This window comes from Haliscomenobacter sp. (assembly GCF_033763495.1).
GTDB lineage: Bacteria > Bacteroidota > Bacteroidia > Chitinophagales > Saprospiraceae > Haliscomenobacter.
Genome location: NZ_JANRKL010000145.1, coordinates 1 through 16,243, shown reverse-complemented (window position 1 = coordinate 16,243; position 16,243 = coordinate 1). Strand labels below are relative to the sequence as shown.

Genomic DNA, 16,243 nt, shown 5'->3' with positions numbered 1-16,243 from the left:
TTGTTTATTGTTCAATAGCTGCTGCTGCGATTTTACCGGATGCCAGTACTGCAGGTACGCCTGCTCCAGGATGAACACCTGCACCCACAAAGTATAAATTGTCAAACCAGTTTGATTTTACCTGCGGGCGAAAATAACCGCTCTGCATCATAGATGGTTTGATGGAAAAGGCAGCGCCTTTGTAGCTGTTCAAATTATTTTGGAAATGCAAAGGTGTCACTGCATGTTTGGCAATAATGTTGTCTCGCAATTCGGGCAAATAATTTTCTTCCAAAAAGCCGAGCACTTTATCGACATACTCATCCATCAAATCATTCCAGTTGATTTTTCCATCAAGGTTAGGCACCAGTGACAGTACATAGAAACAATCGCATCCTTCAGGTGCAATGGAATCATCAGTTTGGGAAGGCATGTGCAGGTACAAACCTAATTCTCTGGGCAAAATTTTTCGCTGGAATATGTCCCGCATCAGTTTGTTGTAATCATTTCCCAAGATCAAATTATGATGCGATAGTCTGCAGTCCTTGTATTTCTTTTTTGTACCAAAATAAATTACAACCAGCGAATTGCTGTATTGCAAATTGCTCAGCCAAAGATTCATTGGTTTGGGCAACAAGGTTTTCGAAATATAATTTTTGTAAGCAAAAGCAACGTCACCATTACAAACTACTTCATCAGCCTCGTACACAGAACCATCTTTAAATTCCACCCCTTGAGCCCTTTTGTTTTCGATGAGAATTTGCTTTACCTCTGCATTTAGCTTTATCGTTCCGCCACATTCTTCAAATAGTTTGCACAAGGCTTTTATTATGGCTCCTGTCCCCCCCACACAATAATGAACACCCCATTGCTTTTCAAACTGAATAATGAGTCCGTAGATAGAAGGGGTATCAAAGGGATTACCGCCAATTAAGAGGGGATGAAAGGAGGCTACTTTTCTTAGGAAATCATGCTTGATGAATTGAGCCGCAAATCCATACATACTCCTCCATGTGCCTGTTTTGATCACATGCGGAAAGATGCGCAGGAAACTCCAAAGAGTAGGAAAACTTTTTTCCGTAAAGGGATGAAACCAATTGAAAATGTCAGTTACCCCTTTTATGAATTTTCGGTAACCCGCAACCTCATCCGGACTGTATTTTTTTATTTCTTCTTCTGTTTGTTGTTGGCTGCGCCAGTAATCAAAGTGATCCCCATTGCCATCAAAAATCCTGTAAAATGGGTCAAGTGAAACCAATGTCAGGTAATCTTCACGCTTCTTTCCGGCCAGCTCAAAGAGTTCATCATATTGATGTGGGGCAGTGATGACAGTGGGGCCTCCATCAAATTTAAACCCGTTGATTTCATATTGATAAGCCCTGCCTCCAGGCTGGTCAGACTTTTCAAAAATGGTTACTTCATGCCCTTTAGCTGCAAGGCGAATTGCAGCCGACAAACCTCCGAAGCCACTTCCGATCACCACAATTTTTTTGGGTTGCTGCTGCATGGTTTTAATAGCGTAAAATGATGGTGAGTGAAGTTTCGGTAGTATGTTGAAAAACACACTGCTTGTAGCTCGGTCCGCTGAAAAGATTTCTTACGTTTTTGCTCACGCCATATCCTTCTTTGGGAATACCCAACCTGTTGGTATTCAATACCCCATCATTGTTGGTGTCATGAAATAAGGCTACGGCATAAGTGCCTCGTGGTACATTGCTGAATTCCAACAAGGCAGTACCATTCGACGCAGTAGCGCGTGCTACCTTATAGGCAGCGGAATCATCGCCGGGAAAACCTTGGCTTGATGCAAATAGCGCAGCGAGTACTTCTCCCTTTTCAGCAGAAACGCCCGTCACTTTTACCTTTACGGATGCATCCGCTTGCACCTGTAATGTTTCATGCCCATGATTGGCGAGCAAAAAACCGATCGTGATAAGGATGAATTGTATCATGGGGGCTAGAACAATTGAATCGGGCTATTGTTTAAAGCTCGCTTAACTCTACTGGACACGTTCAGAAAGGGTAGAAGAAGCTCAATTGTTGTGTTTGCTTATGACACAATCATCAAAACATGTCTTGTACACTTTTCTTCTAAAATTATCCATTTTTAAAAATGTCCAGTGGTATGAGCACACAGATGAAGTTTTTGTTGGGAATTACTATTCTATTTTTTACTCCATTTGGCATTTTTGCACAAACGACCAGTACCATCAATGGTTTTGTACGAGATGCAAGAACACTCTCGCCATTGGAAGGTGCTACGGTCAAACTTGTGAACGGTGAATCAATTGCGATTGCTGACTCAAATGGGTTTTACCGCATCACGAATATTCCTACCAAGACATGGAACGTAGAGGTAAGCTTCGTTGGTTACCGAAGCGAGACAAAATTTGATATTCCGGTTACATCAGGAAATACAGTAGAATTAAACTTTGATTTGGAACCGCAGTACAAAGAACTTGCAGAGGTAGTGATCCGATCCAATTACATCAAACCGGCAGGTGTGGTAAACTCTGTGCAAACGCTTGGTATTACAGAAATTGCCAAATATCCCGGCGCTAATTTTGACGTTTCAAAAGTAGTGCAGTCGCTGCCGGGTGTTTCCGGTTCCGTAGGGTTCAGAAATGACATCATTATTCGAGGCGGTGCGCCTAATGAGAATACGTATTTCTTGGATGGGATTGAAATTCCTACCATCAATCACTTTGCAACACAAGGCGCTGCGGGGGGGCCGGTCGGCTTGCTCAACGTTTCATTCATTCAGGATGTCACTTTGCACACGTCTGCATTTCCTGCCAGGTATGACAATCCCCTGTCGGGTGTATTGCAATTCAAACAGCGCAAAGGGAATCCCGAGAAATTCCAGGGCAATTTTCGCTTGAGTGCCAGTGAAGCAGCATTGACTACCGAAGGCCCGCTGGGTAAAAAAAATGGCAAGACGACATTTCTTGCCTCGGTTCGTCGCTCTTATCTCCAGTTTATATTTCAGTTGATCGATTTGCCATTTCTCCCTGATTACTGGGACTATCAATACAAGGTATCCCATAAGATCAACAACAAAAACGAACTCAACTTTATCGGTATCGGCTCTATAGATAACTTCACGTTCAAACGCCCTGATGACCCCACGCTTGAGCAATTGGCCATTCTGGAACAAATACCCTTAAACACCCAACGTACCAATACCCTGGGTGTTTCCTGGCGTCACAGCATCAAGAATGGTTTCACCTTGTTGTCGGTAAGCAATAATCGCTTGACCGGTACCGCTGATCAATTTCAAAACAATGAAAAGCCCGTAGAAAATGAACGCATCCTCGGCTACAAATCAACTGAAGATGAAACCCGATTGCGTTATGAAGTCAATTATGCCATCAATGACTGGCAACTGAATACAGGCTTGGTGGGTATTTATGCCCGCTATGACAATTCGACTTTTCAACGCAGACCAGGTTATTTAGCTAATTTTTCTACTGACATTGATTTTTTGCGTTACGGATTATTTGTAAACGGCAGCAAACGTTTTTTTGAAAGCAGATTCCTGCTTTCTGTTGGATTGAGGGTGGATGGCAATACTTTCACTACCAGTGGAAATGAGATTGGCCGCACTTTATCCCCTCGTATTTCAGCAAGTTACAGCGTATCTCCAAAATTCAGCATCAATTCATCAGCGGGTAGGTATTATAAAATCGCACCTTACACCGTTCTTGGTTTTCGGTTCAACGGTATTTTGGCCAACGAAAATGTAGCATACATCAAGAGCGACCATTTGGTAACGGGTTTTGAATTCAACCCTAAATCTTCTACCCGTATTACACTCGAAGGTTTTTACAAATGGTACGATAATTACCCCGTTTCCATTGACAAAGGAATATCACTTGCCAATCTCGGTGGCGATTTTGGCGTGCTGGGTAACGAGCGGGTGAGCAGTAATGGACGGGGTAAAACCTATGGCTTTGAGTTGATGTATCAGGAACGTTTGTCCAAAAATTTCTATGGTATCCTGGCTTACACGTTTTATTATAGCTTGTTTACAGGCCTGGATAACAAGTATATCCCCTCAACATGGGACAACCGCCATCTTGTCTCCTTTACTGGTGGGTATAAATTTAAGCGCAACTGGGAGTTGGGGATTCGTTATCGTTACCAGGGAGGTACGCCGTATACCCCTTATCATATTTTTAACAGCCTGGAGAACTATCCTTTTACCAATGCTGGAGTGCTCGACTATGAAAGGGCCAACTCCCAAAGGTTAAGCGGTTTCAACGCTATGGATGTACGTTTGGATAAGAAATGGAACTTCAAAAAATGGACCTTGGATTTGTTCCTGGACATTCAGAATTTCTTCAATGCAAAAAACCCAACCCCGCCCGGCTTCACCTTGCAACGCAATGCAGAGGGAGGGATTGCTACTGCTAATAATTCAGCATACAATCCGGGGGTATTTGGAAATCCGGCAGCACCCAATAATCGCCAATTGGCTATTCCGGTCATTTTGCCCAATACCAGCGGCGCCAGATTGCCGAGTATGGGATTTGTGGTGGAGTTTTAAACGATCAGGTATTTCCCTAACTACACCTTTTTGCCGAAATCTCAAAATGGCGAAAATTCGGAAGTTGATATCTATTTGTCGGTGTTATCGGATTATTGAGAACAAATGCACCATTTTATGACGGCCTGGGGACTTGTTTGGGTCGCTGATCGTATCTATCTTTGTCATGAGCCGGATTGTATTTTTGTTTCCCAACTCATTCCTGCATAATTTTCATCCTGTTACCAAGCCCAACTCCGCCAAGGATTCATGCAACAACGCCTCGGCAATTCACAAATCAAGTCTAAACTTTAGATGCGCGGCCATTTCATTCTTTTTATCTACTTACTGGTCCCCATTCTTTCTAGTAGCCAATCTACAGAAATCGACAGCATGCAGCATTTATTGCTCAGTCAAGCTGCTGCCGAGCGACTCAATACGTTACTGGGTCTTTCCTTTCAATCTTTCGAATTCAGCGCTGAGGATGCCCACCATTATGCCTTGGAGGCACTTGCAGAAGCCAGAAAAATTAAAAATCGGCCGGAGAAAAACATGCCCTCACCTTGATTGGAGCATACCATTATAAAATCCCTGATTACCCTAAAGCCCGTGAATTTTTACGAAAAGCAGGCAAAATCAGCCTCAAAGAAGGCGGGAATCTCTACACCGCATACAATTATGTCATTTGGGCGAATATTTACTTGGAGGAGCCCCAAAGTGATTCTGCTCAGATTTGCTTCCAAACAGCTTTTAAACTCCTTGCAAAAGAGAGCCACAACAAAATTAAGTATTATTGTTATTTCCGTTATTCAAGTTATTTATTTGATCAGAATCAATTAGACGAAGCTAAAAAGATTTTGGAAGGCTTATACCTAGATGCTTTAAAAAACCATGCTGTATCAAATCAAGTAGAGGTACTTACACAACTTGCAGCCTTAGAGAATAAAGGAGATGAATATAAAAAGGCTTACGCCTATTTGATGCAAGCCAAGCCATTGTTACCAAAAGACGGCCATAGTTATGTGAAATTTAATTTCCTCTTCAACCTTGCCCATTTGAAATATAACATGGGCAACTATGTTGCTGCCATTACCCACCTTAAGTCAGTTCTTTCGATTAAAGAAATAGATCAGTATGAAGACATAAAGGCGGACATGACCACATTGTCTGGAAATATATATGTAGCTCAGGGGGAATTAGATCTCGCTTTGAAGTCATACCTGGAGGCGGTCAAAGTTTATGATCGACTGAACTTGAAAAAGGACTTGGTGAACGTTTACCTTGATATCGCCTGGCTATATTTCAAACAATCTAACACCGAGGAAATTGCCCGTTTCGCTAATATGGCCATGGCAATTGCTAAGGAAACCAAGAATGAAGAAGGCATCGCCAGAGCACATTCTACGCTGGGCACCTTTCTTTCGTCTCAACAAAAATATACTGCAGCGATCCGTGAACATAAAAAGGCCTTAGCCATCATTAAACGGCTTAACGTTCGCAAAAATATTTCTGATACCTATTACAATCTGAGCAGTTTATATGAGGATTTGGGGCAATTGGACAATGCCATATTTTATGCCGAAAAATGCATGAAAATGGATGAGTCAATAGGAGATCTCTTTAATTTAGGGATGAGTTGCCAAAAAAATGCTTCACTACATATCTTACAAAAAAACTACGGCCCTGCAGAAGCCCTTTTAACGAAAGCATTGGCGTTGGCGAAACAGGCAACTTCTCCAGAATTAGAGCGGGATATTGAGTTGCTTTTTGCTGAATTGTATGAAAAAAAAGGGGCCTTCAAAGCTGCAAATCAGCATTTGCGGCTCGCTGCTGAAATAAACGATAGCCTCGTCAAAATCGCTGACATAGAAAAAACAGCTGAAATAAGGGCGCTCTTTGACCTGGAAAATATAGAGTTAAAAAGCAAACATCAGGAACAGGCATTGGCATTGCAACGCGCCAAAATAGACAGTCAGCGCAACTATTATATCCTGCTTGTCATCATTTTAATTTTGGTATCCAGCCTATTGCTTGTTGGTGTATTTTTATTTAATTCTAGCCGAAAGAGCAATATTAAGCTGCGTAAAGAAATTGTGGAACGAAAAAAAGCTGAAGCTCAAATCCTTCAAAGTCAGGTGTTGTTTGAAGAAGCTCAGGCCATTGCCAACGTGGGAAGTTGGGAATTCAATTTGTTAAACTCGGAATTACATTGGTCCAAAGAAACGTATCGAATTTTTGAGTTAGAGCATCATCCCACCAATGGATTGTATGAAGCTTGGCGGCAGAAATGTCACCCTGAAGATTTTACCCTACTTGAAACTGCCATACAAAATACCATAAAAACAGGAGAGCCCTTTCATGTTGAGCATCGTGCTGTGTTCCAAGACGCCAAAATAAAATACATCGCCTGCATTGGTGAAGTGGTCAAGAATACTGAAGGGCAAGTAATTGGATTAAAAGGTACCGATCAAGATATTACCCCGCAAAAGCAAGCTGAAATTGCCAAATCGGAGTTTATGGCGAGTATGAGTCACGAGATCAGAACCCCAATCAATGGCGTAATCGGCATTGCAAACCTGCTCATGGAGGAGCAACTTAGTCCCACGCAACGGGAATATGTAGAGACTTTAAAGTTTTCTGCACAACATCTGTCCAGTATCGTTTCAGACATTCTCGACTTTTCAAAAATCGAATCGGGAAAACTTGTTTTTGAAAGCATTCCTTTTAATTTGAATAAGGTAACTGCAAACCTGTTTAGACTTTTTGAACCCACCGCAAAAGAGAAATCTATAACATTGACCTTTGTTCCCGATCCACGCATCGACTATCTCTTATCCGGCGATTATGTGAGACTAAGCCAAATCCTGTCCAATCTATTATCCAATGCTATTAAATTCACAGAAAAAGGCAGCGTAGAACTAGCTTTTACTTTGAAGGAGGAAACGCGAAGTAGTATCCAGGTAAACTTCACCATAAAAGATACTGGTATTGGGATTTTCCCCCAACAGCTTAAGCAAATATTTGAAAATTTTACGCAAGCTGATATTAGTACTACCAGAAAATATGGCGGAACAGGCTTGGGGCTTACCATTAGTAAAAATCTTGTGGAACAACAAGGTGGAACGATTGCGGTAGAAAGTCAGGTAGGCCGAGGATCTGTTTTTTCGGTAGATTTGAGGTATGATAAGCACCAAAGCCTTCCCAAGGCAGACATGGCAGAAATTGCGCCACGCTCCCAAATGAATCTCCGCAGAATGAAACTTTTGATTGCCGAGGATAACCAGGTAAATGTACTTGTACTAACCACTATGTTAAAGAAATGGGACGCAGAATTTACAGTTGCAAAAGATGGCCAGGAAGCGATTGACTTCGCCAGAACGAATGATTTTGACGCGATTATCATGGACATTCAAATGCCCAATGTAGATGGGATAGAAGCAACTCACACGATCAGACAATTCACGGATAATCGAAAACGCAATATCCCCATCATTGCTTTTACGGCCGAGGCAACACCTGAATCCCATCAAAAATATTTGAGTTCCGGCTTTAATGAGTCTTTGATCAAGCCGTTTAAGCCAGAGCATCTGTTTAGCATTTTAAAAAAAATACCAGGGTCTGAACCTATAAGAATCGTCAACAAATGTACTTTTACAACATCCCCCAAAGATTAATTATGACATCACAAACGACAGTTTGATTTCTATCATTAAAGTATTTGACAAAAAGTATAATCTTGAACTTATTGGAGCATCGGATGACTGGTGTGAGTTTATCATCCATAATGAACCAGAAAACTGGACAAAATTTGCAAGGGAAGTATATAAAGTATGCCCTGACGTTGTTACCCAAGGGACAGATACAGTGCAAGCCTTGGCAGACATCATGAAAAAAAACAAAACGGCTATACTTTTGGTGGGACTGAAACCTATTGAATACTAAGGTTCACAATGAGGTCACAATCTTTCTCGGAGAGATAGTTATTACAATGGATGATTTAAGATCAAAACACCATTCTAATCCATTTCAAAAACAACAAGTTATGAACAACCCAAGACCCATTCATCCAGATTTTCAAGCCTTGTTGGATTTTAAAGACCAGGGGCTTATTGGTCTATTCACCGATTTGCGTCAATACATCCTGGAGCTACATCCCGATAGCAATGAGCTGCTATACCACACCCATGCCTTGACGGCCGTTTTTTCGATTTCCGACAAACTCTCCGACGCATTTTGTATGCTTCCCATTTACAGCAATCATTTGAACCTGGGCTTTAACAAAGGAACCCTATTGAAAGATCCTCATAAACTCCTGACCGGAACTGGCAATTTGATCCGCCACATCGACGTAAAAGAGACCAGCGATTACAGAAACCCTAAGGTGGAAGCCTTGATACTCGAAGCCATTGACTTTGCCATCAAGGATATGGACAAAGCGACAAAATCAATAGCCAGGACCATTTCAAAAATAAAAACATGACTACAGGATTCAAAATCATCGGAATTCCCACCCGAGCAAACAATAAAAACAACCAATCGCAAGAGGATTTGGCAGTAAATTCGCGTTAAGCACTGTTGCATAATTTGGCATTTCGCCTCTATAACCATTTAATTTTCAACAACATGTACCCAACTGCGTTTTTACTTCGCATTGCTAAATTAATCTTCGTACTCGCGATTGGCTTTATGGCTTTATTGATTGTAATTGGGAATACAACTGACTATTATACCAATTACTACTTCGTAGAGCATGTCATGAAAATGGATACCATATTCCCTGACAGCAATATTCACTATCGAAGCATCAATAACCATGTCCTTTTTCATGCTGCCTATATTTTGATTATTGCTTTGGAAGCAACGATGGCATTCTTTTGTTTAAAGGGAAGTTGGCTGCTATTCAAAAACTTAAAAAGTGCCCCTGAAACGTTCCATACTGCAAAGAATTGGGCTATTGCCGGGCTTATCCTTGGAATCATTATCTGGTTTTTGGGCTTTGAGGTCATTGGTGGAGAATGGTTTGCCATGTGGCAAAGCACTACCTGGAACGGATTGGCAAGTGCTGAAAGGATCCTAAGCTTCCTTGTTTTGACTTTGATTTTTATACAATTCAAAGATGAAACAATCTGAGCAGATACAGCCTTACGAGAGGTAGAACCCTTAATACTTGAAGCCATTGACTTCGCCATCAAGGACATGGACAAAGCAACAAAATCAAGGGCCAAGACCATTTCAAAAATCAAAAAATAAAAACATGACAACCGGATTCAAAATCATCGGAATTTCTACTCGTACAAGCAATAAAAACAACCAATCACAAGAGGATTTGGGCAAACTTTGGGGGCGTTTTTTTACAGAAAATATCTTGGAGAAAATCCCGAACAAGTTTTCACCCGATATCCTTGCGATTTATACGGATTATAAAAGCAATTACACAGAAGAGTACACGACCATAATCGGAGTTCAGGTAAAAACACTGGAGGAAATTCCAGGTGGACTCATTGGCCGCGAATTCCCTTCCGATAATTTTCAAAAATTTACGGCAAAAGGAGAAATGCCCCAAGCAGTTATTGATGTTTGGTTAGACATATGGCAGCGCGATCAGGGGCTCAAACGAAAATATACTTATGACTTTGAAGTGTACGGGCCGAAATCCCAAAACGGTGAAAACTCCGAAGTTGAGGTTTATTTGGCAGTAGCTTCGCATTAAGGGATTCCACATCGTTTACCAAAAAAATCCTCCAGCGTCAAGATTTTATCAACTAAACCGAAACTGTGCCTGTATTATCACGTTCTCTGCAAGCGTAGAACGACATACCACTACACAAAGAACTGATACCAATGACAAGATTTATACTTACAATTCTGGCTTTTTCCATTCTTACGATTGGTTGCAATGCTCAAAAAACAACCAATCCTAAGACCGCGAAAGTGTTCCTTGACAAGGACACAACAAAAAATTGCTATACCATTATTTTTCCCTCAACATTGCCAATAAAAGGGTACATTTTTTTGTTGCCAGGTTTTAGCGAAACCGCAGAAAGAGTGATGCAACAATCATCACTTCCCAGACAATTGGCAGAAAGTGGACTGTTGACTATTATTCCAACACTTCAAGACGGTGTTTTTTCTTTCGGAATTGATGATTCAAGCCAACAATCATTTGCGAAAATAGTAACCGACGTTAGGAGGAGAAACAACATTACTGACCAGCCTTTTTACTTGGGTGGTTATTCCATAGGTGGAAGTTGTGTATTAAAATATACCGAAGAAATCGACCAAAAACCAAATGCAGTTTTTGCAATCGACCCGCCTATTGACTTCGAGCAAGTCTATAATTCATGTAAACGGAATATAAGGCTTTCGGTTAACACACCTCCAAATGGAGAAAGTGTTTTCCTCGTTAAAAAAATTCAAGACATCATGCATGGCACCCCTGAAAATTCGATTGCAAACTATCATAAAATTTCGCCATATTCATTTTCAGACACTACACAGACTGCGATTAAAAATTTGCTCACAGTTCCACTAAGAATTTATACTGAACCTGACATACATTGGTGGATGAAAGAGCGTGGTATGGATTACACCAGCATGAATTCTACTTTCCTTTCGGCAATGGTAAATGAATTGAATCAACTTGGGAATAAAAATGCAACATTAATTACCACGCAGAACAAGGGATATAGAAAGCCTGACAACAGTAGGCATCCTCATTCTTGGAGTATAGTTGACAATGAAGAATTGATTAAATGGTTGCTAAAGCAGCAATAACGCAGTAGGTATTATCATTTCCCGCCAGCGATGCCCCCATCTAAACATCAAGGTTTATATTACAGACTTGTTTTGGGCCAAGAAATTTTTACTTTATGAAAATTACGAAATTTCGCCCGATATTACCCTAACAAACAACCGGGTTCGGATTGAGCAAGCCGTACAATATACCAGTAGGCTCAAGGCTCAAACCCACACTTTAAACCACTAAACATGAAAAACACCTTTTTCCTTTTGCTTCTCCTCCTCGTTGCCGCCTGCACCAACCCTGCACCAAACACCCAAGGCAAACTGAGCATGCTCGAACAAGACCACAAATGGGTGGTCGTCGACGAACAAAAAAACGTGCTCTACGACGTATTTATTTACGACAATGGCCCCGATGCCCCGGCTGATGGCTTGTACCGCATCGTCAAGGACAGCAAAATTGGGTATGCCGATGCAGGCACCAATGCCATCGTCATCGAGCCTCAATACGATTGCGCCTACCCATTTGAAAATGGCAAAGCCAAAGTAAGTACCAATTGCAAAACTGTTAAAGACGGAGAATACGACGTATGGGAGAGTGATGCCTGGCAGTTTATTGATAAAAAAGGGGAGCAATAGGTCCTGATTGCTAAGGTGATTCCTTCGGTGCCTTAGGTTGCTAAGGTGGTAAAAAAACTTCTGCTCGGATTTCCCTTTTTTAATCAAAAAACATTCCTGCGCCATGAAACACCTAAGTCTCCTTTCCGCATTCATCCTTATCCTGTGGTCACTAGCGCCCATTCAAGCCCAAATCGCCTCCAAGGACATTGATGCCCTGGTTACCGATGCCCTTGCGAAATTCAAAGTAGCTGGTGCCGCCGTCGCTGTGGTAAAAGATGGCAAAATAATCCACCAAAAAGGCTACGGTGTAACGGACATCAATACCAAGAAGCCCGTCAACGAATTCACCAATTTTGCCATCGCCTCCAACAGCAAAGCGTTTACCACTGCTGCCCTGTCTATCCTGGAAGAAGAAGGCAAGCTGAAATGGACGGATAAGGTGAAAGACCACATCCCCGAATTCAAGATGTACAACGACTATGTGACCGAAAATTTCAACATCCAGGACTTGCTCACCCACCGCAGCGGTATGGGTCTGGGCGTGGGCGATTTGATGTTTTTCCCCGATGGTTCGGATTTTAAAATCAAGGATGTCCTTGCTGCTTTTCAATACTTCAAACCCGTTTCGGCCTTCCGCACTAAGTTCGATTACGACAACTTGCTGTACCTCGTGGCCGGGGAAGTCATTGCCCGGGTCAGCGGCATGAGCTACGAGAATTTTGTACAAAAACGCATCATCACGCCCCTGCAAATGAACCACAGCTTTGCCTCTCCCGATTTGATGAAGGACAAGAGCAATTTGGCCACTCCCCATTCCTCCGAATCGGGTACCATCAAGGCCATTGCCCCCTTTGGTGAGCAGATCAACTCGGCAGCAGGAGGTATTCTGTCCAACGTGGCGGATCTGTCCACCTGGATGATGATGCACCTGAATAAAGGCAAGTACGGCGAAGGTTTGAAGTCCACCCTTTTTTCGGTGCGGAACCAAAATGAAATGTGGCGCTTGCACACCATTTTACCCACCAATCCTGATCCCCGCTACAAGTCCCATTTCAACGGCTACGGCCTGGGCTGGGGCTTGAGCGATATACGAGGAAATATGCGGGTGACCCATACGGGTGGTTTGCCCGGCATGCTCACGTCCGTAATGATGTTCCCTGACTTGAACCTGGGCATTGTGGTCCTGACCAATACCGAGAATGGTGGCGGCGGCCTTTTTTCAGCTGTATCCAATACCATTGCGGATAGTTATTTGGGTCTGGACAATTTTGGCTGGACCGATAAAATCAACGAAAGAATGACCCAGCAAAGGAGTGCCGGGGATGAGGTTTCCAAAAAGGTTTGGGAGAAAGTGGAGTCTGCCAAAAATGTCAAAGTAAAAAACGCGGACTACATTGGCATTTACGAAGACAAGTGGTTCGGCAAGGTGGAAGTATTTGAAAAGGGGCAGCAACTGTGGTTCAAATGCCACCGCTCGCCCAAGTTAAATGGCCCCATGGCCTTTTACAATGCCAACACCTTTGCCATCAAATGGGAATACCAGGACATGAATTGTGATGCACTCGCCATGTTTGCCCTGGATGAAAACGGAAAGGCCCAATCCATTAAAATGAAAGGCATTTCGCCGAATATTGATTTTAGTTTTGATTTTCAGGATTTGGACCTGCAAAGGGTGGGTAAATAAGGAATGGCTGGCTGGTTTTGGGCTGGTAAAACTTAAATGAGCCGATTAGAGCACCTATTCGGCTCATTTTTTGCTACATTGTGAGCCGAATAGACACTTTAATCGGCTCAACATGTACAATTGGCAACAAAATGATTGGCCGCATTTTCGATATGATGAAACTGCGTTTACAAAAATAGCCCTGTCCTTCGTGGAGCTTGCCGGGCAAAGCCTTGGGTATTTACATGGCCTGCCAAGTCATGAGCAAACTGAATCCCTGGTTACCATATTGGTGAAAGAGGCCATCAAAACATCCTCGATTGAAGGCGAATTGATCAGTCGTGTTGATTTAATTTCTTCGATCCGCAAAAACCTGGGTTACACCACACCAAGTCATCACATTAAAGACAAACGTTCTGAAGGAATTGCCATCTTATTGGTGAAAGCCAGAGAGAAGTTTGATACTGATTTAACTGCAGAAATGCTTTTTGAATGGCATCGCTCCCTGATGTTGGGCAATACCAGCATCAATGTTGGTCAATACCGCAGCCATAGTGAGCCAATGCAAGTGATCTCCGGGGCCATTGGCAAAGAAGAAGTACACTTTGAAGCGCCACCTTCGGCACAAGTTCCTGCCGAAATGCAAGCCTTTTTTGAGTGGTTCAATGCAACAAAACCAGACGGGGTATCACCCATTTCTAATTTACTGGTTCGTGCTGCAATCGCCCATGTGTACTTTGAAACAATCCATCCTTTTGAAGATGGAAATGGTCGAATTGGGCGAGTTATTGCCGAAAAAGCCTTGGCACAAGGTTTAAGAAGACCTATTTTGATGAGTCTTTCTACCCCTATTGAAGCGGAGAAAAAGACTTATTACGCTGCCCTAAAAAAAGCTCAACGCACCAATGATTTGACCGAGTGGATTCAATATTTTAGCGAAACCATTCTACAAGCACAACAGGAATTCATCGAAACCATTGATTTTTTGTTGAAAAAAACTGCCTTTTTTGATAAACATCAATCGAACTTGAACGAAGCACAAATCAAGGTACTCAATCGCATGTTGGAAGAAGGTGAAGGAAATTTTCAAGGTGGCATGAATGCTCGTAAATATCAGTCCATCGCAAGAGTTTCCAAAGCAACTGCCACCCGGCACTTGCAGGATTTGGTAGAAAAAGGCATATTGATTGTCCAAAAAGCAGGCCGCAGCACCCACTACCAAGTTAACTTAGCCTGATTATCCTTTAAACCACAAAACCATGAAACACCTATTTACTCTTCTCACCGCACTTTGTGTACTTTCCAGCTTTGCTCAAAAAGCCCTTCCCGCCGAAGTCATCAAAAGCATCGAATCCCGTATCGCCAACGGCTACAGCCCGAGCATCGCCATCGGCATCATCGACAAGGACGGGCCGCAGTATTACCTCTTTGGCACTAAAACTGCCGGGGGGCAGCCCGTCAACGAACATACCATTTATGAAATCGGCTCCATCTCCAAAACCTTCACGGGTATTTTGCTGGCTCAGGCCGTACTGGAGGGAAAAGTAAAAACCGATGATCCAGCCCAAATACACCTGCCTTCCGCAGTAAAACTACCTACCAAGGATGGCAAGCAAATCACCCTCGGCCACCTATCCGACCATACCTCGGCCCTGGCGCGCATGCCCAGCAATTTTAACCCCAAAGACCCCGCCAACCCTTATGCAGATTACACGGTAGATCAAATGTATACCTTTATCAATGGCTATACCTTGCCGCGTGACATTGGTTCACAATACGAGTATTCCAACCTGGCGCAGGGCCTCCTGGGCCACATCCTTGCGCTCAAAGCAGGCAGTTCCTACGAGGCATTGATGCTTAGCAAAATTGCCAAACCACTGGGCATGAAGGAAACCAAAATCACCTTTGACGACAAGATGAAGCAGAACCTCGCCATGGGTTACAGCCAGGGCGTACAGGTTTCCAACTGGGATATCCCCACCCTCGCCGGGGCAGGAGCCATTCGCAGTTCAGTACACGATATGTTGATTTACCTACAGGCCAATATGGGTTTGAAAAAAAGCAAACTGCTTCCCGCAATGCAACTTTCCCAACAGGCCCGGCACGACAAACCAGGTGGCGGCATGCGGGTTGGCCTGGGTTGGCACATCGCCAAAGGTGCCGAAGGTGATGTGATCTGGCACAATGGGGGCACCGGTGGCTACCGCACTTTTGTGGGTTTTGTCAAAGAAACGGGCAAAGGAGTTGTGGTATTGACCAACTCCAGCAAGGGTGCTGATGACCTGGGCTTTCATTTACTCAATTCTGAGGCCAAGTTGATTGATGTAGAGGTTTCTATAAAGCTTGCTGAATCCGTTTTGGAATCTTATGTTGGGGTGTATGAACTAGCGCCCAATTTTACCATCACCATTACCCGGAATGGCACCCAGCTTTTTGGACAGGCTACTGGCCAGGGGCAATTTGAGTTGTTTCCAAAATCAGAAACCGAGTTTTTCCTGAAGGTGGTGGATGCTCAGGTCACTTTTTCGGTCAAAGAAGGGAAAGTGGAAAGTTTGACTTTGTTTCAGGGTGGGCAGGTGATGCCGGGGAAGAAGATTAAATAATGTATTGTTTTTAATTGAGTGACGAGTTCCGAGTACATGAGTAGCGAGTTTTGAAGTGGGCTACCGCAGCGGCTTAGACCAAAACTGTGCCCAAGTTGCTGCGGTAGC

Annotated in this window: 14 protein-coding genes; 12 read left to right on the top strand and 2 right to left on the bottom strand. The window is 43.0% G+C overall.

Translation table 11 applies throughout. The annotated features are described in order from the left end of the window. Positions 1–4: 4 nt before the first annotated feature. Positions 5–1,486, bottom strand: a complete 1,482-nt coding sequence (locus SFV55_RS14750; RefSeq protein ID WP_320030284.1) for a phytoene desaturase family protein — start codon at positions 1,484–1,486, stop codon at positions 5–7. 4 nt (positions 1,487–1,490) lie between these two features. After that, positions 1,491–1,931, bottom strand: a complete 441-nt coding sequence (locus SFV55_RS14745; protein WP_320030283.1) for a DUF2141 domain-containing protein — start codon at positions 1,929–1,931, stop codon at positions 1,491–1,493. Between the two features lie 173 nt (positions 1,932–2,104). Here SFV55_RS14745 and SFV55_RS14740 point away from each other — a divergent pair, with 173 nt between their 5' ends. From SFV55_RS14740 to SFV55_RS14685, 12 genes are all read left to right on the top strand, one after another. Then, on the top strand, positions 2,105–4,528 hold the full coding sequence (locus SFV55_RS14740) for a TonB-dependent receptor (protein WP_320030282.1): 2,424 nt from the start codon (positions 2,105–2,107) through the stop codon (positions 4,526–4,528). A 372-nt stretch (positions 4,529–4,900) separates the two neighbouring features. Continuing rightward, positions 4,901–5,074: a hypothetical protein gene (locus SFV55_RS14735; RefSeq protein WP_320030281.1), complete on the top strand. Its 174-nt coding sequence runs from the start codon at positions 4,901–4,903 to the stop codon at positions 5,072–5,074. Beyond that, entirely contained in the window at positions 5,071–8,181 is a 3,111-nt protein-coding gene (locus tag SFV55_RS14730) for a tetratricopeptide repeat protein (protein WP_320030280.1), read from the top strand. Before SFV55_RS14735 ends, SFV55_RS14730 begins: the two co-directional genes overlap by 4 nt. 22 nt (positions 8,182–8,203) lie before the next feature. Continuing rightward, positions 8,204–8,449, top strand: coding sequence for a DUF4253 domain-containing protein (locus SFV55_RS14725; protein ID WP_320030279.1), 246 nt, complete (start codon positions 8,204–8,206; stop codon positions 8,447–8,449). A 100-nt stretch (positions 8,450–8,549) separates the two neighbouring features. Continuing rightward, positions 8,550–8,987, top strand: a complete 438-nt coding sequence (locus SFV55_RS14720; protein ID WP_320030278.1) for a DUF1801 domain-containing protein — start codon at positions 8,550–8,552, stop codon at positions 8,985–8,987. Between the two features lie 143 nt (positions 8,988–9,130). After that, complete coding sequence (locus SFV55_RS14715) at positions 9,131–9,637, top strand: DUF2165 domain-containing protein (RefSeq protein WP_320030277.1); 507 nt, start codon at positions 9,131–9,133, stop codon at positions 9,635–9,637. A gap of 124 nt (positions 9,638–9,761) precedes the next feature. After that, complete coding sequence (locus tag SFV55_RS14710; protein WP_413776710.1) at positions 9,762–10,217, top strand: GyrI-like domain-containing protein; 456 nt, start codon at positions 9,762–9,764, stop codon at positions 10,215–10,217. 131 nt (positions 10,218–10,348) lie between these two features. Further along, entirely contained in the window at positions 10,349–11,281 is a 933-nt protein-coding gene (locus SFV55_RS14705) for a hypothetical protein (RefSeq protein WP_320030275.1), read from the top strand. Positions 11,282–11,494: 213 nt separating this feature from the next. After that, positions 11,495–11,887, top strand: a complete 393-nt coding sequence (locus SFV55_RS14700) for a WG repeat-containing protein (protein ID WP_320030274.1) — start codon at positions 11,495–11,497, stop codon at positions 11,885–11,887. Between the two features lie 103 nt (positions 11,888–11,990). Then, the gene (locus tag SFV55_RS14695; protein WP_320030273.1) at positions 11,991–13,553 is read left to right on the top strand and encodes a serine hydrolase; all 1,563 of its coding nucleotides are present in this window, start codon (positions 11,991–11,993) and stop codon (positions 13,551–13,553) included. 112 nt (positions 13,554–13,665) lie between these two features. Further along, positions 13,666–14,769, top strand: coding sequence for a Fic family protein (locus SFV55_RS14690; protein ID WP_320030272.1), 1,104 nt, complete (start codon positions 13,666–13,668; stop codon positions 14,767–14,769). Positions 14,770–14,791: 22 nt separating this feature from the next. Continuing rightward, a complete protein-coding gene (locus SFV55_RS14685; protein WP_320030271.1) occupies positions 14,792–16,135 on the top strand; it encodes a serine hydrolase in 1,344 nt (447 codons plus the stop codon). Positions 16,136–16,243: the final 108 nt, after the last annotated feature.